Below are 19,618 nucleotides of genomic sequence, written 5' to 3'. Positions count from 1 at the left end.
TACAACCATCTTGACCATCAAACCGGCAGCACCGGCCAAAGTCCAACACAATACCGCGTAGGCTATTAGTCTTCCTCTTTATGCCCATCCGTTCCGGACTTCTGCTTCCAAGGCAGCTTGATCTGCAGCGGATTCGTCTTATAGGTGGACTGTCCCGTCTCATCTACAAAGATGTGCAGGTGCTGCGGCAGATTGGTAAACACACACGGCAGGGTGCCGCCAAATTCTCCGTCAAGGTTCATCTGCACGTAGTCCGGCGACGTAACTTGAATTTGCCGCGTCTGCAAATAAATCACATGCGGATCGCTCGTATGCTCGCCGCGCAGCGCCAGAGAGACGATGCGGATGAACTCCGCGAGATTGCATTTACGCAGGATCAGCACGTCGAACAAGCCGTCGCTGAGCGACGCGTCCGGCGCGAGGCGCTCGAACCCGCCGACGGAGTTGCTGTTGGAGATCAGGAACAGCATCACTTCCTCGTGCAGCTCGACCTCCGACGTCTTGATGTGCAGCTCGATCGGCCGCAGCCGCGGCAGCTTCTCGAGTCCCTTCATATAATAGGCCAATTGGCCGATCATCGTCTTCAGCTTGCTTGGCACCTCATAGGTCAGCTCGGTTAACGACCCTCCGCCGGCAATGTTGATGAAATAACGCTGATTCACCTTGCCCACGTCGATCACGCGCGTGTGATTGCGCAGGATAACGTCCACCGCACCCTCCCAGCTGCGCGGAATGTTCAATGCCCGGGCAAAATCGTTCGTTGTCCCCAGCGGCAAAATCCCCAGCTGAGGCCGGTAGTCCTTCTCCGCGATCCCGTTAATGACCTCGTACAGCGTGCCGTCCCCGCCTGCCGCGATGATGATATCGAAGCCCCGTTCGACCGCATCGGCCGCCGCCAGCGTCGCATCACCTTCCCCGGTCGTGGCATGGGTGCTGGTTTCCAGCCCGCCTCGTTCCAGCCGCTGCAGAATATCCGGCAGCCGCTTCTTGATTTCCTCACGGCCTGAGGATGGATTATATATGAGTCTTGCCCTTTTGGTCTGTCCTGCCATAGCTCTCTCTCACCTGTTTACTTCAGAATCAAACCGTACAGAGTCGCCTAATGCTTTACCCTGTATATAAGGCTCTGTCTGCCGCTCGATCCATCTCGAGATCCCCGTATGCGGCAGCAGTGCCTCCCCGTTATACCTATATTCATAACCGCCCAATCGTTCGGGAATAACCTGTCCGGTAAAATAACCCTCGCTTAGAAAAAGCGGCGCTACAATGACCGTATGCTGAGGCCTATAACGCAGCCAGTGGTTCATTTTACGCGGAATTTGATCCGGGAGCAGCATCGCCACATCGGCTTCATCAAAGCCTCCTAACACCCTCAGCCGCATCGCCAGCTTCTCCAGTCCTTTGCGCCACAGAAGATGGAACCCTTTCTCAATGCTTCCATGTCCCACAAGCAGGACGATCTCTTTTTTCGGGTCGGACGATAACGCCCTGATCTTGGAATAGAGGATCTCCGCTATGATCGGATCGTCGTCAATCGGCGATGTAAAGCGGATCCGTGCCCGAACCGCAAACGGCCTCATGTCCGTCGGCAGCAGCGGCTTGTCTTTGACCCCGAACGCATAGCTGATTTCATCGATATGTGTACTTCCGGAGGATACAAATAAAGGAACCGCGATAATATCCGTAACGCCGAGCGACTCCAGGTACGTGATCCCGTCCTGGATCAGCCGCCCTTCTACAATTTCCAGAAAGGAGGAGTATACCGGTACGCTCTCAGGCACGCGGACAGCCTCCACCGCTTCGTCTACAAGACGAACCCAGTCCTCGCTGCGGGAACCGTGACTAATGACTAATATCCCGTATTTTACCAAACCCTATCCCTCCTTGCCAAAAAAGATACGCACATTCCGCCTGCATTGCCCCCGGTACTCGCCTATACGCATCTTTTCAATAACAAGAAAAATCCTGCTCAGCCCATCAGGCGAGAAGGATTCCTGCGCTCATTCGTTCAACTTGGAGCCCATAAACTCCGTACGGCAGTCCAAATTCCCAGCGTGAATCCTTCCTTTGCCTACATGAAGTAAAAGAGCAGCGGAAGGTCTCCCTCCGGATTAGCGCCCGAGACGCTCCAGCGTCATTTTGTAACCGTCATTGCCGTAGTTCAAACATCTCTTCACCCGGGAAATGGTCGCCGTGCTCGCCCCGGTCTCGGCTTCAATCTGGTTATAGGTGTTGCCTTTGCGCAGCATCCGTGCCACTTCCAGCCGCTGGGACAACGATTGGATCTCGTTGACCGTGCACAAATCGTCAAAAAACACATAGCATTCTTCTATATCCTTAAGTGTCAAAATCGCCTCAAACAGCTGATCGATCGCTTTATCGTTCAATTTTTTTAATTGCATGGTATTATTCAACCCCTTGATGGTCTGCTTCAAATTCCTGCGAACTCTTAACCTTGTATTCGACGTGCAGGGAACGAAATCCTCTTTAGATTAGCAAAACGTTACTATTTTTATGCGGTAGTGGACTAAACTGCCGATAGGCAAAAATCAGCCGGAACGTGACAGGAGTCCAATCCATCCATCCGCCTATCACATACAGTATACTAGGAAATTGTCGTTAGGTAAAAGTCCGCCGGATATTTGTGCAACATAACTATGAAAAAAAAGGTTGTGAAGCCATGGGTTATTTAAGACAAGGCGTTGAAAACCGGGGTATAACCCCCTATGCGTATCCGCAGCATCGCGCCTCTCCTCCCATATACACGCAAAGCTTGACGCAGGGGGCCGATTTCCCCGGGAGCTTTCCGAATTATACAGGGTATTCCGGTTTCCCGGGATTAGGCGGTGAAAGCCCCTTTCCCGTGTCGGCACCGTCCGCATCGCCCGAGCCTGCTTCCGGGAGCGGCCTCGCTTCATTGTTCGGCGGAGGAGGCGGCGGCGCTTCAGGGACCGGCAGCAGCTTTAACATCGGTCAGCTGAAAAACGTGGTGGATCGGCTGGGCGGCATTGAAGGTATTCTGGATACGGTTGGAAAAATGCAAAAAATGGTGCAAAGCGTCAATCAGGCGGCACCCATGCTCAAGCTGCTGCTGGGCATGTTCGGGAAGAAAAAGTCAAATAGTCTAAGCAGCGGCAGTGTTACTCCAAGACGCAGAAGAAGACGTAACCGCAAAGGCTCCGCACGCGGCCGCAGGCAGCGTATCCGCTGAAAAACGCGAAAACCGGATGCTTAACCGTGCATGCACGGTAACATCCGGTCTTCTTTCTGTGACGGGCAAAGAAGACAAGCCTAGCCTTATCGTCTCCCTGCTCCCGCCAACGCCGCAGCCGCCCGTCCGACAAAGTACGGAGTCTCCGGCATAATAAAGTGCGGTTCACTCTTCTTTGCATCCCGCCAATTCCCTTCCGTTACGCCAAATCTGATCGGACGACCCGGCTTGGACCGAATTGAAGGCCGACCTGCAGACCTTTGAATATGCCTACGGCCGGGTTACCGGCTTTGGACTGCCAATGAAAGTACTGGAACCGCAGGAGCTGCAAAAGGATATTCAAGCTCTAGCCAAAGAAATTATCGGCTTATACGAATAAAGGCCGATATCCATGCCGGAAGAAAGAGCTTCTCCTCCGGCGCAGATATCGGCCTGTAGATGATGATTATATAATGGCTGTATTCACTATAGGAGCAATCGGCTGCGAATCGGGCGAAGTCATTCCCCGGTTCAAACAATTGTCGGAAGAACAAACACTGTAATACACCGTGACTTTACGTGTTTCTTGTGTACCTATGATTTGATGGCAATGCTTGCAAAGAATCGTACCCAGATGCATCTCGTTTACACCAAAGCTTCTTTCCACGACTCAACACGCTCCTTATTCATAGATTTAGAAACAGTAGAAGCCAAATCCATTACGCGGCTGGCATAGCCCCATTCATTGTCGTACCATGCTAGCACTTTAACCTGATCAAATGCCGTCATGATCGATTCACCGTCAATGACGGCGGACTTGTCGCATCCGATAAAATCGGAGGAAACAAGCGGCGCATCGCTGTATCCGAGAATCGGCGCCATCGTGCCTTCGGACGCTGCACGGAACGCCTTTTGAACCTCTTGAACATCAACCGGACGGCTGACCTGCACCGTAAGATCGACCAGCGATACATCCGGTGTCGGAACACGGACCGCAATGCCGTTAACCAGTGGAGCCAGATGTGGAAGCACATCCACAAGCGCTTTACCGACGCCCGTGCTGGTCGGGATGATCGACTGCGTGCAGGCGCGGGCCCGGCGCAAATCTTTATGCGGATTATCCATATGCTTCTGGTCGTTCGTATATGAATGAATCGTTGTCATCCACCCGCTTTTGACCTGAAACGCCGAGTCCAGCACATGCAGCACAGGCGCCACACAGTTGGTCGTGCAGGATGCGGCGGACAGCAGCGTATGCTTGCCGGCATCGTACTTATCGTCGTTGACACCCACGACAACGGTCAAGTCCATCTGTTTGCCCGGCGCGGTAATGATGACCTTGCGTGCGCCGGCGTTCAAATGCATCGTGGCGCCTTCTCTATTGTTGAATTTACCGGTTGCATCGATAGCTACGTCTACTCCGAGCTCTTTCCAAGGAATCGCTCCAGGGTCGCGTTCGGACACAATCCGTACGCGGCGGCCGTTAATGATCAGGTCTTCGCCTTCCTCACGCACATCCGCTTTCCACGTTCCATGCACAGTGTCATATTTTAACAGATGAGCAATGGTACCGGCCGGGTACACGGAATTGATCGCTCTCAGCCCCATGCCGTCTTCACTTAGCTCAAAAGCGCGTCTGATCAATAGCCTGCCGATACGTCCCACCCCACTAATCCCTAACGTCCCTGCCATGCCATTCCCTCCAGTGTCATTTATCGTTTTTCATTCCTGTATATAATATATACCATATAATTAAATAAGACACAATATATAAATTGACTAAGATTATATGACGCAACTAAATCCTTGTATCCGCCCAATTTGATCAACAAAAAATGCATACTGATACAATGATTAAACAATCAGTATGTTATATTTATATTACGCAACCTCGAGCTTCTCTTCGAGCACCGGCGGGGGAATACGATTCTTTCTATCGATATATAAAGCAAAAAAACCCGTCAGAAGCATCCGGCCGGATGCTCCTTAACGGGCATTACCTTCTAACGAGTAATGATATAAAGCTGTGTTTCCTTGCTCGGGGAGATATAGTAGGCAGTATTTCCCCCGGGCCCTTTTCATCCCGTACATTAAACCGGGGATTTTTCTTTAATAGCCTCCAATGGCTTGTGGTTGCCGTATTTCGGATATTCGCGGGTCGACGGCGCAGCCCACTGCACGCCGTTGCGGATGACGCGGCGCACCTGCTCGTTGAAGTAGGTCGGATACGTTTCGTGACCCGGACGGAAGTAGAAAATTTTGCCTTGGCCGCGGGAATACGTGCAGCCGCTGCGGAATACCTCGCCGCCTTCGAACCAGCTTATCATGATCAGTTCGTCAGGCTGTGGGATGTCGAAGTGCTCCCCGTACATTTCCTCCTCCGGCAGCTCAAAATATTCACCGATGCCTTCTGCGATCGGGTGTCCCGGAGCCACGACCCAAATGCGCTCTTTCTCGCCGGCCTCGCGCCACTTGAGATCGCAGGAAGTGCCCATCAGCTTTTTGAACACTTTGGAGAAGTGGCCCGAATGCAGCACGATCAGTCCCATGCCGTGCAGTACCCGCTGATGGACGCGCTCGACAATGGCGTCTTGCACATCGCCGTGAGCTTTGTGTCCCCACCAAATCAGAACGTCGGTGTTGTTCAGCTTCTCCTCGGTCAAGCCATGCTCCGGCTCATCCAGCGTTGCGTATGAGACTTCAACATCGGTTCCCAGACCTTCGCCGATCGCCTTATGAATGCCCTGCGGATAGACCGCGCGCACGTTTTCATTCTCCAATTCATGACGGAATTCGTTCCAAACGGTAACTCTAAGCTTTTGACCCATGGCAGTGTCCCCCCCAATTTAGTATGCTTCATTACTATCCAGTATAGTGAATCAATAGCGCGAAAGATATGCTCGATCCTGCTTCATCCTTATGCAAAAGTGCCATTAAGCTTTGTTTCGTGCTATACTAATAGTTGATGAGGAGGCTGTAGGGCATAAGTCCGCAGCAATTCAAAAAATATCCAAAAATGATATATCCAATGTATGGAAAGAGAGAGGTGCACGTTCGGTCTCATGGAAGCTGCCGTCGGACTGAGTACGGAAATTATGAACTGGGAAGCTCTAAACATCGATGCGATCAACGAGGAAGTCATATACCAGAATCCCCTGCTCTTCTTGAAAATATGGGAAATTCAAGTCAACTCCCCCTACTTCGGCATCCCGGAGACGTGGCCTTGGCATTATCATAAAGAAGTGGAATTTCTTGCGGTGACGGAGGGGCATCTTGGCATTCAAACCAAGAACGATTATGATCTTCTCGGCCCTGGGGACGTGCTTCTTCTGGGGTCTTCACAACCGCACCGTACGCATAAGAACAGCTCCGAAGAGCTTCGTTATGTCGTATTTCAGGTGGATTTGTCCCAGCATTTCGACCAAAGCACGATGCCTTATTTGCACTGCTTCTCGGAGCTGACGCAGCCGCTGGGAACGCTCAATTATATTTTTCAGGAAAATGAAACGGCCCGTCAAGAGGCGTTCGCCTTGATTACGGACATTTTCAACGAATCCCAAATCCGGCAGCGGGGTTACGAGATGGCCATCAGCTCCGCCATCAAGCGGCTGATGCTCCTGATGATGCGCAGCGATACCCGAGGTATGCTCCGCGGCTCCGATGAAAGTGACGTGATCCGTCTGCGGCCGGCGCTCGATTATGTCGACCGCCATCTCGTCGAGAAGATCGCGGTCGAGGATGTGTGCAGCCTGCTGAACCTGAGCTATCATTATTTCATCAAATATTTCAAAAAGGCGATGGGGCTGTCCTTCGTCGATTACGTCAACTATAAGCGCGTCAAAAAAGCCGAGCGTCTGCTGCTCACACGCGATCTCAGCATCATGGAGGTCGCCTTTGAGGTCGGGATCCCCAACATGGCGCAGTTTTACAAGCTGTTCAAGCGCCACAACCACTGCTCCCCGAAGGAGTTCAAGCAGCGCATGCGCGGCGGCGCAGGCCTCGGCAGCACCACCGGAGGCCCCGTCCAAGTCTATTAAAGAAGATCGGTTCCCTTCCTGGGAGCCGATCTTCTTCATTTTAGGATTAAAAGATCCGGCGTTGCCATCCGATCCGCTTTGCGATCGCTTCAACAAGCGGCCCGCCTTCCATAAGCCGAATGATTTCGCATGACGCCTTCAGCGGATTGCTGTATACTAATTTCATCCAATTTGGACTTATGAAACGGAGTGACTTACCGTGATGCTATTCACCGTGTTTAAGATCCTGCATGTGATTGCCGGCTTTACGGCACTGGCCATCTTCTGGTTGCCGATCGTCACCGCAAAAGGCGGCAAGGCGCATGTCCGGTTCGGCTGGATTTATGTCGCTGCGATGGGGCTGGTATCGGTCACCGCGTGGTATATGGGCGTATGGGATATCGCCTTTGATCCGCAGCGGAATACGGAATCGATCGCTTACGCCTGGTTTTTGATCTTCATCGCCATCCTCAGTGCGGTTACCGCCTGGCATGGACTGCGGGTGCTCCGATTCAAACGAAAAGCAGACGTCCACCGGCATCCGCTCGAAATCGCTCCCCCTGCCGCCTTATTATTTTCCGGCATAGGGATCAGCGCCTATGGTTTTTATTTGGACTTTCCTCTGCTTGCTTATTTCCCGATTGTCGGCATCTTCTTGGGGACGACCCAGCTGGCCTATTGGCTGCGCCGTCCGAAGCATCGGATGCAATGGTGGTTCGAGCATATCAGCAACATGATGGGCTGCTGCATCGCGACCATTACCGCATTTACGGTTTTCGGCGCGCCCCGGCTGCTGAACCTCAGCAAGGTATCTCCGATCGTATGGTTTCTGCCGACCCTCGTGCTCGTTCCCGTCATTATTTCCATGAATCATCATTACCGTAAAAAATTCGCAAAGTGAGAGCTATGAACGCTTACGCTTCGACAATAAATTACTTGGCTTGCGAACCGGCCCCTATCTGCAGGGGCCGTGCTGCACTTTTCGCTTGTTCTTGCAGCTGCTTCAACGCTTCATCCAGCGTCGTCCTTCCGCCCGGCACGGCTTGGGTCTTCTGGGCGGCCAAGGAGCAGAAGGCCTCCTGAAACGCCGGCGGCGCAGTCTCCATCGACAACGGCGAAGACAACGCCTCAGCCTGTAAAGCACACCCGTATTTCCCCCCTCATGCCGCTCTATACCTGATAAACAAGAGGGAAGATCGCCCTGCGATGTACGGGCTTCATAGACTTTAACAAATTCGTCTTGCTTGATATCATCCGCCAGCACCGTTTGGCGCGTGAGGAAAAAGACATAGTTCCACACGTCCTCGCCGTAGGCCGGCATCATCTCCGACAGAATGGCGTTCTTGTCCATACCGCCGGTGAGGGAAAGGTCTCCTCCTCGCGAAAAAAAATTGCGGGTTTCACTTTCGGTTGTCCAGGGTAAGAAGAAACAAGCAAGACAAACCATATAAGGAGCGTGAAGAAGATGTTAAGCTTAATTATTACGATTATAATGGCGATAATTATCGGGGCTATCGGCTCCGCTATTGCACCAGGAGCAATGCCCGGGGGAATTATCGGGGCCATGATCGCCGGATTTGTCGGAGCTTGGATCGGTACTCTGCTGCTTGGCTCTTGGGGGCCTGTCATCGGTGGTTTTGCCATCGTTCCAGCCATTATCGGCGCGGCGTTGTTCGTCTTCCTGCTCGGTCTCTTGGCAAAAGGCTTCAAACGCACCGCTTAAAGCGAAAGCTGGCCGCCTTCGAGCGGCCACTTACCATTAGATGAATGGAATTGGAGGAGTGAGAAACGATGAATACAGCCAATACGAATACGAATATGGAAACGAGGGGCAGCAATAATCTGCTCCTTGGAACAGTAGTCGGCGCCGCCGCAGGTGCGCTCATCGCCCTGATCATGGCGCCAAAATCCGGACGCGAGCTGCGCAGCGACCTTATGGATGTGCTGAATACCGTGCAGACCAAGGGCGCTGATTGGATGGCAACCTGCAAGGAAAAAGCTGCGGAAACCGCCCAAAAGGTCCAAGAGCAGAGCACCCAGCTGGTAGAGAAGGCCCATGAGGTGACCAACCGCGCAGCCGATGCGTCACATCAAGCGCTGGATCGTGCCGCCAGCTCTTCCCATGAGATGATATCCAAGGCGCAGGACTCGGTGGACAAGGCATCATCGGACACGTCCCGCGACACCCTGAATCCATCTGGGCAGACGTCCAATCAAACAACTCAAACGGCGAATACATCAAATAAGACAACGAGCCCTTAATAGCTCGCAGTATAGCCCGGTTCTTACCAGAGAGCCGGGCTTTAGCTTTGTATGCCTATTGTGACTTCAAGTCGAATCCGCCATTTACACATACCTGACCGTTTAGCCTCCATTAGATGATATGTTTTAAAGCTGTCTTCATGTTCTCTGGGCTTAAAACCGGTACGCAGAAAAACACCCCATACTGCCGTTCCTTCCGAGGCGCTGCTTTTCAGCTTAACAGCAGTCTCCATTCAGATATTGAGTCTCTACTGTAATACTTCTATAAGAAAACTTCTAACGAGACCATTCATGGAGGGTTGAACGCGATTTAGAGGCAGGTTATCGTTATCATAATAAAAAAACCGGGAAGCTTATTCCCGGTTCGTGAGCTCCTTCCAGCCTTCCTTTGACATCAATTCGCGCAAGCGGTCCGCTACCGAAATGCTGTCCCGGCCCTCTTTAACGAAATGGCCGTTCTCCAGATGGTAACCCTCCTCTTTCACTTCGGACAGAAGGCTGCAGAACAGCTCCGCCGCTTTGATCGCCGTTTCTATATCTGAGAATGTTTCTAGCACTTTTCCGAAACCCAGCGGATTGGTCGTTGCCTGAATCGATAGTTGATATTGGCCTGCCTCTGCTTCGCGAACCAACACTTCACTTCCGTGACATTTGATGGTATGCTTCACTGTCATGACATCCACCGCCTTATTTAAAGGGATAATTGATGTACTGCTTAATTACTATTACCCTCTCCCTGGGCAGATAAAACGTGAATGCTAAAACGAGACGAAATGACATAAACACTATTGGCGCAGGATGCTCTTAACTGAAGGGACACTTCGATGGAATGGTCAGGAAGCCGGATTGACCTGCAATTAGAATAAAGCTAGGATATGAGTATCTCTTTTCCCGTCTCCAAATGCTGGGTCATGAGCTCCGCCGCCTGATCTCCTTCACCCTGCATAATCAGCTCCAGCAGTTTGACATGGTCGTCATAATAGCGCTGGAGCCTCTCGGAGTCTTTACGAAATACTTTAAGCGCCAAAATTTGAAGCTTATCTTGAATCTGACTCATAATTTGAATCATTTCAATATTGTTGTAGATCCTGACCAGCTCCTGGTGGAACTCTGCATCCTTGGCAGTGAATTCAACATAGTTCTTTTCTTCCAGATGCTTTTGCTGTTCCCTCAGATTGTTCTGCAGCAGTTCAATTTGTTCATCTTCCAGTTTAATGGAGGCCAGCTTCTTCATAATGCGGGATTCTAAAGCAATCCGGACCTCATAAATGTCTACGGCTCTTTTTAATGATATTTCGGCGACGATCGGACCCTTGTTGGGGGAATTATTGATAAAGCCTTCAATTTCTAAACGTTCTATTGCGGAGCGAACAGGCGTTCTGCTCATCTGCAAACGTTCTACAAGTTCACGCTCTGTTAAAAATTCACCTTGCTTTAATTCACCTTTTAAAATCAGGCTGCGAATCTCGCGATAGGCTTTTTCTTTTAATGGTACATTCTCCATTAGCTTACCTCTTAACTTAGATTTGAAGTTTTATATACAATATATATACAATATATATACATTGTTACAAAACATTCAACATTCAGTCAAGTGATTTATGCCTTGAGTAAAATCTACTCAGCGGCCGAAGCTCTCAGCCTTTTTTTCATGGCTGACGTTCTGCGGGATCCATGAGATGGATGTTTTAATCACCAACACGGATGCTCCGAAGGAATCTCTTGACCAACTTGAAATAAACCGGGTCGAAGTTATTCTTTCATAAGAGAAAGCGGAATGTTGAGCCTTTCACTGCCGAATTGGGAGTCGGAGGGCTTTGCCGGGGAATATGATCATAATAAATGCGTCCCCGGGAAAAGGACGCATTTATTTGCTGCCGCTATCAGTCTCTTCAAAGTAGTTTCTCAGCTTGTCCAATGCACGCTTTTGGATGCGGGAGACGCTCATCTGAGAGACGCCAAGCTGCGCCGCAATGGTTCGCTGCGATTGCCCTTCTACGTAAGCCAGCTGCAGCACCTTTTGTTCCTCCGGCTTCAAACGCACCAGCGCTTCCTGAAGCGCCAGTCGATTCTCCACCCGCAGATAGGCCTCGCTCGGGCTTCCGATGACATCGCCGATCGTGGAACCGCTATCGTCACTCGATAAAGGTGTATCCAGCGATACATAGTGATAGTAATCGCGTCCTGCTAGAATTTCAATCGTTTCCTCTACGGACAGCTCCATTTCTGCGGCGATTTCATCCACGTTAGGAGAACGCTCGAGACGTACCGTAAGCTTATCGATCACTTGCTGGATTTGATTTCCTTTTTCCTTAATGCGTCTGGGCACTTGTACATACCAGGATTTGTCACGCAAATAATTTTTCATATGTCCGATAACGCTTTTCATCATATAGGCCTCGAACTGAACGCCTAATGTTAAATCAAACTGCTTCAGCAGCTTAAGCACGGACATTTGCCCCACTTGATAGAGGTCTTCAAACAGATCGGGGCGATTGCGCGACATTTTCCCAGCTGCCATTTTGACCATCGGTTCGTACTCCTGAAGCAGGACCGTTGCCGTATCATTACAACCGGTTTGTTGATAAATTACAATCAGTTCCTCAGCGCTCGCATTTGCAAATCGCTCCGAATTCATTTTCATACCATTTCCTCGCTTCTGGAGACTCGCTTGGTTAAGATGACCTCGGTACCGGCGCCGGTGATCACCTCTACTTCATCCATCAGCGCCTGCATCAAATAAATGCCCAGCCCTCCTACGTTAATTTCATTCAACGTTTTTTCATGCAAAGACTCGGCCCGGCCCGCTTTTTCCTTATAGTCAAAGCTTGGACCCTGATCCTTGACAATGATGCGTAACCCGTCATCGATGCGTTCAAAACGCACCTCCATTTGCCCTGCGTTTCCGGGCTCGTAGGCATGCACTACCGCATTGTTGCAAGCTTCAGCCACAGCCACCTTCATATCCTCAATTTCTTCATAGCTGAATCCTAATTTGGAACTGATCCCGTAGAGCGTCAGGCGTACCAAGTCAATGAATTCGGCCTCAGCGGGTAAGGTTAAAGAGACAACATGAGATTCAAGTTTCATATGTTCGCTCCTATTCATTCAGATCGTTACTGTCCTTGTTTGCGGAGAATCTTTCATCCGTTTGCAAGAACGGACTAATCCCCGTCAAATCGAATAATCTTTGAATTTTTTGCGGAATATCTTCTACCTTGAATGGCGCATTGAGAACATTCCGCGCTTTTAATACCGATACAATCACACCGATACCCGTGCTGTCAATATATTGCAGCTGATTCAGATTCAAAATCAGCTTTCGATGGGTATCGGCGATAAACGAATCCAGTGCGGAACGCAGCTCCGCCACCTTGGATAAATCCAGCTCCCCCTGCAAAAATACGGTATTTGCCTGATCCGTTTTTTGTATATCCACTTGAAAAGATTGCGGCCTGTTCAGCATCAATAAAAGTCCTCCCTCGGCTGCGGCTCGTTGTCTCTACAAGCCGCACCCTCTTTATCTTAATGTACTTACCCTAAACCCCTTTGGATGAAACAGTCTTCCCATGCTGAAAATGTTAACATTCGAAAACGCCGCGAGCTTGGCAACTAGCTCTGCTGAGGCGAGAGTTTTTTCTTGCGATTCCTAAGCGAATTCCACAGCTCAATGGCAGCGGGTACAGCCTGCATGATCCGGACGACCGAATCATTGTTTAACGGATTTTCTTTTACGACCTTCGTCTCAATCTTGTCAGCTACCGTAGCTGAGGCCTGCTTCAAGGTGGACGTAACCTCCTGCACGGCATCCCCTATATTTTTCACCGAATATACAACCGGATCAATGGAATGCAGCTTGTTCCGAACATCAACCGTTACTTCATTCGTATGTCGAAGCAGTTCAGCAGCTTCCGTACTGATACCTTTGATTTGCCCCTGAATTTCCCGGATCGTTGTATTCGTCTGAACAAGCACCTCCGACACGTTACGCAGGGTCATGATAATAAAAATTACCAATGCCACAAAAGCAGCCGCCGCCGCGGCTATACTAATCGTAATCACTACATTGTCCATGATCATCTTCCTCTCCAACCATCATTTTTTTATCGTGAATTTGAGTATTTTTACCCCGCGCCTCCATAGTTGAAACAGCAGCTTCACCGGCCAAACACCTTGTTTCATATGACGACCTGCGGGTTAAGAAAACATACAATGGAAGCCTATCAAGGCTCCTAACATCACCGGGCATTTCGGGTATGAGAACCTGGCTTGTCCGTAAAACACACGAGTATATCCAAGAATCCGGGAGGTAATGTCTTATGGCTAAGGTGATGGAAAGAGAAGCGAAGGAAACGAAGCAAGCAAAGAAAGGCAAGGACCTGCAGGCTTTACTCAATCAACAGGTTGCCAACTGGGCGGTTCTTGATATAAAAATCCACCAGCATCACTGGTTCGTAAAGGGGCCCCAGTTTTACAGCCTTCATCTCAAATTCGAGGAGCTGTATAATGAAGCGGCACTGAATATGGATGAGCTTGCCGAGCGGCTTCTTGCTTTAGGAGGCGCTCCGGTATCCACAACCAAAGAATTTGCGGAGCTTGCAACCATCAAAGAGCACGCCCCGCTCAAATCGGCGGATGACATGGTGCAAAGCTTGTGCGACGATTTCTCGATGATGATCGAGGAAACCGGAGAGGCCATGGAGGCGGCAGAAAAAGAAGGCGACGAAGGTACTCACGATATGCTGAATGAACTCCGTACCAAGCTGCAAAAGCACGTATGGATGATGAAGGCGTATTTAGGCAAATAAGGATGAACCGTCTGATATGAATAGAGACCAAAGAACCCGTACTGCGGCGCAAACCGAGGTACGGGTTCTTTGTTTTCAGTTTAAGGTGATGTCATAAGGAATCCCTATTTGGAGAATACTATCCTCGACTGGAAAGACAACCCATGGAATCCATGCGAGGAGGACACGTCAACATGAAAAAATGGATATCATTTTGCCTGGTGATCATGCTAATCGCTCTGCCAACAGTCGCCGGATGCGGCCAAAAGCCCGCGCCGTCGAATGAAGGAGCTGCGGCCGGGAACGCTCCTGCCGCCGGCGGAGCCAATTTTAATATCGGAATGGTCACCGATGTCGGTGGTGTAAACGACAATTCCTTCAACCAAAGCGCATGGGCAGGACTGCAGAAGCTGGAGAAGGATACGGGAGCAAAGGTGAAATATTTGCAAAGCAAAAGCGATTCCGAGTATTTGCCTAACCTGAATCAAATGGTCAAAAATAATTTTAACCTGACCTGGGGAATCGGGGCTATCATCGGAGAAGCCATGAAAACCGTAGCGGCACAAAATCCGAACGCCCATCTGGGCATCATCGATAACACCGTTGACGCCCCGAATGTCGTTTCGGTGACGTTCTCTGAGAATGAAGGTTCCTACTTGGTAGGTGTGGTGGCCGGGCTGATGACCAAATCGAACAAGGTCGGCTTTGTCGGCGGCATGGAGCTTCCGGTGATCAAGCGCTTTGAAGCCGGCTTCAAAGCCGGTGTAAGTACGGTCAATCCAAATGCCAAAGTAACGATCAACTATACCGGCGTATTCGACAAGCCCGACCTGGGCAAAGCAGCGGCAGCCACTCTTTATAATGACGGAGCCGACATCATCTTCCACGCCTCGGGGGCTACAGGCAACGGGGTATTCAACGAAGCCAAGGACCGCGTAAAGAACGGACAGAAGGTATGGGTCATCGGCGTGGACCAGGACCAGTCCGCCATCTTCGGCGATGATGTCACACTGACCTCCATGGTCAAGCGGGTCGATCATGCCGTTTATCGGGTTTCTAAGGATTTGATCGACGGCAAATTCGAAGGCGGTAAAACGATCCGGCTCGGGCTGAAGGACGACGGTGTAGGCCTCCCGGAAACATCAAGCAAGAACGTGCCTGAGGATGTGCTCAAAAAGGTGGATGAGTACAAACAAAAAATCATCAACGGCGAGATCCGGGTGCCTGAAGCATGAGCCAGCCCGTCAAAGTGGAGATGCGCGGCATCACCAAGCGCTTTCCGGGCATTGTAGCCAACGACGGGATCAGCCTTACGCTTCGTCAAGGAGAAATCCTTGCGCTGCTTGGAGAAAACGGTGCCGGAAAATCGACGCTGATGAACATCTTGTTCGGACTTTATCAGCCTGACGAGGGAGAGATTGCAATAAACGGGGAACGCGTAACCATCGCCAATCCAAAGACGGCGATCCGCCTCGGTCTGGGCATGGTACACCAGCATTTCAAGCTCGTTCAGCCTTTTACCGTAACGGAAAATATCATTCTCGGCTCCGAACCGAAGCAGCGGCTCGGGATTCATTACACTAAAGCGGAACAAGAAGTTGCCAGGCTGTCCGAACGGTATGGTCTGCGAATCGAACCCAGGGCGCGCGTGCAGGATATTTCCGTGGGCATGCAGCAGCGTGTAGAAATTGTTAAAACCCTGTACCGCGGGGCCGAGATCCTGATCTTTGACGAACCAACCGCCGTGCTGACCCCGCAGGAAATTCAAGAGCTGATGGAAATCATGCTCAGGCTGGTGGAGGAGGGCAAGTCCATCATTCTCATCACGCACAAGCTTAAGGAAATTATGACGATCGCAGACCGTGTGACGGTCATCCGTCGAGGCAAAGTCATAGACACGCTTCACGTAAAAAAAACCAATCCGGACGAGCTCGCGGCCAAAATGGTAGGACGCCAGGTCTCCTTCCGGCCGGACAAAAAAGCGGCGGCGCCGGGTAAACCGGTGCTGTCCGTACAGGATGTTACCGCCCTCGGCTCAAACGGCCTGCCTGTGCTCAATGGTCTGTCCTTCGAGGTACGCGCCGGTGAAATTCTGGGACTTGCCGGTGTAGACGGCAACGGACAAAGCGAGCTGATTGACGTGCTGTCCGGGCTGCGCCGGGCGGCAAGCGGACGTATATTGCTCAAAGACAGGGATATCACGAATCGGACGCCCCGGCAGATCTCGGAAAGCGGACTGGCTCATATTCCCGAAGACCGGCATAAACGGGGGCTGGTGCTCGATTTTTCCATGAGTGAAAACCTGGTGCTGAAGACGTACTATACCTCCGCTTATCATCGCGGCGGCTTTCTCGACTACAGAGCGATCGATCAACATGCTCAGCGTTTAATTGAAGAGTTCGACGTGCGAACGCCAGGCCTGCATACGCCGGCAAGGGCGCTGTCGGGAGGCAACCAGCAAAAGGCCATTATCGCCCGCGAGATCGATCTGAACCCCGAGCTGCTGATCGCCGCCCAGCCTGCACGCGGACTGGATGTGGGAGCAATCGAATTTATCCACAAGCGGCTGCTGGAGCAGCGGGAGCGGGGCAAGGCCGTGCTTCTCATTTCACTGGAGCTGGAGGAAATTCTCGCATTATCCGACCGCATCGCGGTCATTTATGAAGGCCGCATCGTCGGCGAGGCGGACCCCGGACAAACGTCCGACCGGGAACTCGGGCTTATGATGTCCGGATCCGGCCGCACCATTTCCGATAGAGCGGCCGCACCATCTTCCGGAGGTGAAGGGTGTGGCTAATGTCATTCGCGTGATGACCAAAGACTCGGCGCTCGTTCCCCTTGCCGCTATCGTTCTCGGGCTGCTTGTCGGCGCTTTGATCATGCTCGCCGGGGGATATAATCCGGTCATCGCTTATTCTTCGCTTGTAGAAAAAGTGATTGGCGATCCTTACAGCATCGGTGAGACCGTTCGCGAAATTGCTCCTCTCATCCTCACCGGCCTGTCGGTGGCCTTCGCGTTTCGCACCGGCTTGTTCAATATCGGCGGAGAGGGCCAATTCATCATGGGGATGACGGGCGCGACTGTGATTGGAGTGAAGCTGGATCTGCCGTTTTGGATCCATGCGCCGCTCGCTGTTCTGACAGGAGCGTTGCTTGGAGGACTATGGGGAGGCATAGCAGGTTACTTGAAGGCCCGGCGCGGGGTCAATGAAGTCATCACTACGATTATGCTGAACTGGATAGCATTGTATCTGGCCAACTATATGGTTAGCCGGTATTTACTGCAGCCCGGCCAGCAGCGCTCCTACCTGATCCGGGAGTCGGCTGTGGTCAGCCTGCGTACCTTAAGCGAAATGTTCGGCAATGCCCGGCTTCATTGGGGCATCCCGATCGCCGTGCTGGCTGCGGCAGCGTTCTATGTCATTCTGTGGAAAACGCGCCAGGGCTACGAGCTCCGCGCCGTAGGTCACAGCCCTTATGCTGCGGAGTATGCCGGTATGAGCGTAAATGCGAATACGGTCAAAGCCATGTTCATCGGGGGACTGTTCGCAGGACTTGCCGGTGTGTTTGAAATTCTTGGCGTCTTCCATTATCAAGTCATTGCAGCCGCGTCTCCCGGCTACGGCTTTGACGGTATTGCCGTTGCGCTGCTGGGCGGGAATCATCCGCTCGGCGTCGTGCTGGCCGCCGTATTATTCGGATCGCTCACATACGGTTCCGCAGGAATGAGCTTCGGCGCGGATGTGCCGCCCGAAATTATTCGCGTCATTATCGGAACCGTCATTTTCTTTGTGGCATCGCACGGCTTGATCCGTGCAGTGCTTAAGCCGCTGCGAAACAAACGCAGCTCAGGGGAGGTGACTTGACCGGTCATGAACGTCTTGCGCATTCTGGGCGAATTGCTCCATACGACGCTCGTTTTTTCGACGGCGTTGATCTTTACGGCCATGGGAGGAATATTTTCCGAGCGGTCCGGAGTCGTCAACATTGGTTTGGAAGGCCTTATGGTCTCAGGAGCTTTCGCCTCAGCAGTAACGGCCTACTATGCCGAACAAGCAGGTCTCGCCGGCTTATCGCCTTGGCTTGGCCTGCTTGGCGCACTGCTGTTCGGCATCCTGATTTCCGTTATCCATGCCGCAGCATCCATTTCCTTCAAGGCGAATCAAGTGGTCAGCGGCGTAGTCATCAACTTCCTCGCAGCCGGATTCACCGTCTATCTTGTGAAAATGCTGTTTGCAGGTTCCGGTCAAACGGAAACCTTGAACCATGTCTTTCACAAATCGGCCGTCCCATGGCTTTCGTCGATTCCACTACTGGGCAACGGAGTATTCTATGCTTACCCAACAACATACCTTGCCCTGGCACTTGTGGTCATCGTGTGGTACACACTCTTTAAAACGCCATTCGGGCTGCGGATTCGTGCAGTCGGCGAGCATCCCGGCGCTGCGGACACGCTCGGCGTAAACGTCTCTCGAATCCGTTATGCCTGCGTGCTGCTCAGCGGAGCACTCGGGGGGCTCGGAGGGGCAACGATTACGCTGACGACAACCAGCAGCTTCTCGCACAATACGATTTCCGGCCAAGGCTTCATTGCTCTGGCTGCGATGATTTTTGGCAAATGGCACCCTTTCGGCGCATTGGGAGCAGCGCTTTTTTTCGGCTTGGCCCAGGCAGTCAAAAACTTTGTCCAGCTTTTCGATTGGGCCCAATTGATTCCCATGGAATTTCTATATATGCTGCCATACCTGTTAACTATTCTCGTACTTGCCGGCGCAGTAGGCCGCGCCTACCCTCCGTCGGCTCTCGGCGAGCCTTATGATCCCGGCAAACGCTGAAGCCTGACTTGCACCAACAAGCCGCATGATTCAGACAACCGGTTACAGCACGAATGGATTGCCCCCCAAGCCTGCCGATGCCACAGGAGATACGGCGGGCTTTTCTTGTACCGATCTCTCACCGGATACGCCCTGTTCCTCAGGCGCTCCGGTTTGCTCTTTCATCCTGCTGTTCCCCTCGAATACTCCCCCTTCCTCAATGACGAAAGAAGGGGCGCTCACATTGCCGTGCAGCTCTCCCGTTGAAGTAATCGTAATTTTCCCTTTTGCTTTTACATTCCCGTGAACTTTTCCCGCTATCGTCATATTTCTTGAGGAAATGGAAGATTTCACCTCCGCCTTTTCACCTATCGTCACATCACCTTCAGACAAGATATCGCCCGTAAGCTGTCCTTCGATTCGAACGCCTGCGGCCGAAGTAATTTTCCCTTCAAAATTCGTTCCCTCACCGATGAGCGTGTCCATCGTATCGGGATTAACCGGCTGCTTCTTCCCTTTAAACATCTGCAAATCTCCTCTCCAAAACAC

At 51.6% G+C, this 19,618-nt stretch carries 24 protein-coding genes and 2 pseudogenes; 11 read left to right on the top strand and 15 right to left on the bottom strand.

Going from position 1 to position 19,618, the window contains the following annotated elements:
* Positions 1-65: 65 nt before the first annotated feature.
* From ACZYR9_RS07715 to ACZYR9_RS07705, 3 genes are all read right to left on the bottom strand, one after another.
* A complete protein-coding gene (locus ACZYR9_RS07715) occupies positions 66-1,052 on the bottom strand; it encodes a diacylglycerol kinase (RefSeq protein WP_488977883.1) in 987 nt (328 codons plus the stop codon).
* 9 nt (positions 1,053-1,061) lie between these two features.
* The gene (locus tag ACZYR9_RS07710) at positions 1,062-1,871 is read right to left on the bottom strand and encodes a sirohydrochlorin chelatase (RefSeq protein ID WP_488977882.1); all 810 of its coding nucleotides are present in this window, start codon (positions 1,869-1,871) and stop codon (positions 1,062-1,064) included.
* A gap of 240 nt (positions 1,872-2,111) precedes the next feature.
* Positions 2,112-2,402, bottom strand: a complete 291-nt coding sequence (locus ACZYR9_RS07705) for a YerC/YecD family TrpR-related protein (protein WP_010494821.1) — start codon at positions 2,400-2,402, stop codon at positions 2,112-2,114.
* Positions 2,403-2,680: 278 nt separating this feature from the next.
* On the opposite strand from ACZYR9_RS07705, the gene ACZYR9_RS07700 reads away from it, so the two are divergent.
* Entirely contained in the window at positions 2,681-3,211 is a 531-nt protein-coding gene (locus ACZYR9_RS07700) for a hypothetical protein (RefSeq protein ID WP_488977881.1), read from the top strand.
* Between the two features lie 104 nt (positions 3,212-3,315).
* Here ACZYR9_RS07700 and ACZYR9_RS07695 read toward each other — a convergent pair.
* Positions 3,316-3,420 (bottom strand): annotated as a pseudogene (locus ACZYR9_RS07695) (short-chain dehydrogenase); the annotation flags it as partial.
* 20 nt (positions 3,421-3,440) lie between these two features.
* Here ACZYR9_RS07695 and ACZYR9_RS07690 point away from each other — a divergent pair.
* A pseudogene (locus tag ACZYR9_RS07690) lies at positions 3,441-3,590 on the top strand (WCX domain-containing protein); the annotation flags it as partial.
* Positions 3,591-3,656: 66 nt separating this feature from the next.
* Here the strand turns inward: ACZYR9_RS07690 and ACZYR9_RS07685 are convergent.
* The 3 genes from ACZYR9_RS07685 to ACZYR9_RS07675 all read right to left on the bottom strand — a co-directional run bounded on the left by ACZYR9_RS07685 (position 3,657) and on the right by ACZYR9_RS07675 (position 6,018).
* Positions 3,657-3,857 (bottom strand): GapA-binding peptide SR1P, encoded by a 201-nt coding sequence (locus ACZYR9_RS07685; RefSeq protein WP_488977880.1) that lies wholly within the window; start codon positions 3,855-3,857, stop codon positions 3,657-3,659.
* On the bottom strand, positions 3,836-4,882 hold the full coding sequence (gene gap, locus ACZYR9_RS07680) for a type I glyceraldehyde-3-phosphate dehydrogenase (RefSeq protein WP_488977879.1): 1,047 nt from the start codon (positions 4,880-4,882) through the stop codon (positions 3,836-3,838). The genes ACZYR9_RS07685 and gap overlap by 22 nt, the downstream gene beginning before the upstream one ends.
* Before the next feature lie 398 nt (positions 4,883-5,280).
* Complete coding sequence (locus ACZYR9_RS07675; RefSeq protein ID WP_488977878.1) at positions 5,281-6,018, bottom strand: ThuA domain-containing protein; 738 nt, start codon at positions 6,016-6,018, stop codon at positions 5,281-5,283.
* Positions 6,019-6,252: 234 nt separating this feature from the next.
* On the opposite strand from ACZYR9_RS07675, the gene ACZYR9_RS07670 reads away from it, so the two are divergent.
* Together ACZYR9_RS07670 and ACZYR9_RS07665 are read left to right on the top strand one after the other, a co-directional pair.
* Entirely contained in the window at positions 6,253-7,227 is a 975-nt protein-coding gene (locus ACZYR9_RS07670; RefSeq protein WP_488977877.1) for a helix-turn-helix domain-containing protein, read from the top strand.
* 202 nt (positions 7,228-7,429) lie between these two features.
* Positions 7,430-8,107, top strand: coding sequence for a DUF2306 domain-containing protein (locus ACZYR9_RS07665; protein ID WP_488978012.1), 678 nt, complete (start codon positions 7,430-7,432; stop codon positions 8,105-8,107).
* Between the two features lie 31 nt (positions 8,108-8,138).
* Here the strand turns inward: ACZYR9_RS07665 and ACZYR9_RS07660 are convergent, their stop codons facing one another.
* Entirely contained in the window at positions 8,139-8,270 is a 132-nt protein-coding gene (locus ACZYR9_RS07660; protein WP_488977876.1) for a hypothetical protein, read from the bottom strand.
* A gap of 401 nt (positions 8,271-8,671) precedes the next feature.
* Between ACZYR9_RS07660 and ACZYR9_RS07655 the strand changes: the two genes are divergently transcribed.
* Together ACZYR9_RS07655 and ACZYR9_RS07650 are read left to right on the top strand one after the other, a co-directional pair.
* The gene (locus ACZYR9_RS07655) at positions 8,672-8,929 is read left to right on the top strand and encodes a GlsB/YeaQ/YmgE family stress response membrane protein (RefSeq protein WP_488977875.1); all 258 of its coding nucleotides are present in this window, start codon (positions 8,672-8,674) and stop codon (positions 8,927-8,929) included.
* A 68-nt stretch (positions 8,930-8,997) separates the two neighbouring features.
* Complete coding sequence (locus ACZYR9_RS07650) at positions 8,998-9,468, top strand: YtxH domain-containing protein (protein WP_488977874.1); 471 nt, start codon at positions 8,998-9,000, stop codon at positions 9,466-9,468.
* Positions 9,469-9,821: 353 nt separating this feature from the next.
* Here the strand turns inward: ACZYR9_RS07650 and ACZYR9_RS07645 are convergent, their stop codons facing one another.
* The 6 genes from ACZYR9_RS07645 to ACZYR9_RS07620 all read right to left on the bottom strand — a co-directional run bounded on the left by ACZYR9_RS07645 (position 9,822) and on the right by ACZYR9_RS07620 (position 13,542).
* Complete coding sequence (locus ACZYR9_RS07645; RefSeq protein ID WP_488977873.1) at positions 9,822-10,142, bottom strand: hypothetical protein; 321 nt, start codon at positions 10,140-10,142, stop codon at positions 9,822-9,824.
* A gap of 194 nt (positions 10,143-10,336) precedes the next feature.
* Positions 10,337-10,972: a GntR family transcriptional regulator gene (locus ACZYR9_RS07640; protein WP_488977872.1), complete on the bottom strand. Its 636-nt coding sequence runs from the start codon at positions 10,970-10,972 to the stop codon at positions 10,337-10,339.
* A 363-nt stretch (positions 10,973-11,335) separates the two neighbouring features.
* Positions 11,336-12,112 (bottom strand): sigma-70 family RNA polymerase sigma factor, encoded by a 777-nt coding sequence (locus ACZYR9_RS07635; RefSeq protein WP_488977871.1) that lies wholly within the window; start codon positions 12,110-12,112, stop codon positions 11,336-11,338.
* Positions 12,109-12,558: an anti-sigma B factor RsbW gene (gene rsbW / locus ACZYR9_RS07630; protein ID WP_488977870.1), complete on the bottom strand. Its 450-nt coding sequence runs from the start codon at positions 12,556-12,558 to the stop codon at positions 12,109-12,111. Before rsbW ends, ACZYR9_RS07635 begins: the two co-directional genes overlap by 4 nt.
* A 10-nt stretch (positions 12,559-12,568) precedes the next feature.
* Positions 12,569-12,931, bottom strand: a complete 363-nt coding sequence (locus ACZYR9_RS07625) for an STAS domain-containing protein (protein WP_488978011.1) — start codon at positions 12,929-12,931, stop codon at positions 12,569-12,571.
* Positions 12,932-13,080: 149 nt separating this feature from the next.
* Entirely contained in the window at positions 13,081-13,542 is a 462-nt protein-coding gene (locus tag ACZYR9_RS07620; protein WP_488977869.1) for a DUF948 domain-containing protein, read from the bottom strand.
* Positions 13,543-13,787: 245 nt separating this feature from the next.
* On the opposite strand from ACZYR9_RS07620, the gene ACZYR9_RS07615 reads away from it, so the two are divergent.
* From ACZYR9_RS07615 to ACZYR9_RS07595, 5 genes are all read left to right on the top strand, one after another.
* Entirely contained in the window at positions 13,788-14,276 is a 489-nt protein-coding gene (locus tag ACZYR9_RS07615) for a Dps family protein (protein WP_488977868.1), read from the top strand.
* Between the two features lie 173 nt (positions 14,277-14,449).
* Positions 14,450-15,490: a BMP family ABC transporter substrate-binding protein gene (locus ACZYR9_RS07610; protein ID WP_488977867.1), complete on the top strand. Its 1,041-nt coding sequence runs from the start codon at positions 14,450-14,452 to the stop codon at positions 15,488-15,490.
* Complete coding sequence (locus tag ACZYR9_RS07605) at positions 15,487-17,052, top strand: ABC transporter ATP-binding protein (protein ID WP_488977866.1); 1,566 nt, start codon at positions 15,487-15,489, stop codon at positions 17,050-17,052. Before ACZYR9_RS07610 ends, ACZYR9_RS07605 begins: the two co-directional genes overlap by 4 nt.
* Positions 17,045-18,121, top strand: coding sequence for an ABC transporter permease (locus tag ACZYR9_RS07600; protein ID WP_488977865.1), 1,077 nt, complete (start codon positions 17,045-17,047; stop codon positions 18,119-18,121). The genes ACZYR9_RS07605 and ACZYR9_RS07600 overlap by 8 nt, the downstream gene beginning before the upstream one ends.
* Positions 18,122-18,127: 6 nt before the next feature.
* On the top strand, positions 18,128-19,090 hold the full coding sequence (locus ACZYR9_RS07595) for an ABC transporter permease (protein ID WP_488977864.1): 963 nt from the start codon (positions 18,128-18,130) through the stop codon (positions 19,088-19,090).
* 42 nt (positions 19,091-19,132) lie between these two features.
* On the opposite strand, the gene ACZYR9_RS07590 is transcribed toward ACZYR9_RS07595, so the two are convergent.
* Positions 19,133-19,594, bottom strand: coding sequence for a bactofilin family protein (locus ACZYR9_RS07590; RefSeq protein WP_488977863.1), 462 nt, complete (start codon positions 19,592-19,594; stop codon positions 19,133-19,135).
* Positions 19,595-19,618: the final 24 nt, after the last annotated feature.

It is taken from the genome of Paenibacillus sp. F024 (genome assembly GCF_057814255.1).
The sequence above is the reverse complement of the archived record's forward strand: the minus strand, read 5'-3'. Positions and strand labels throughout refer to the sequence as shown.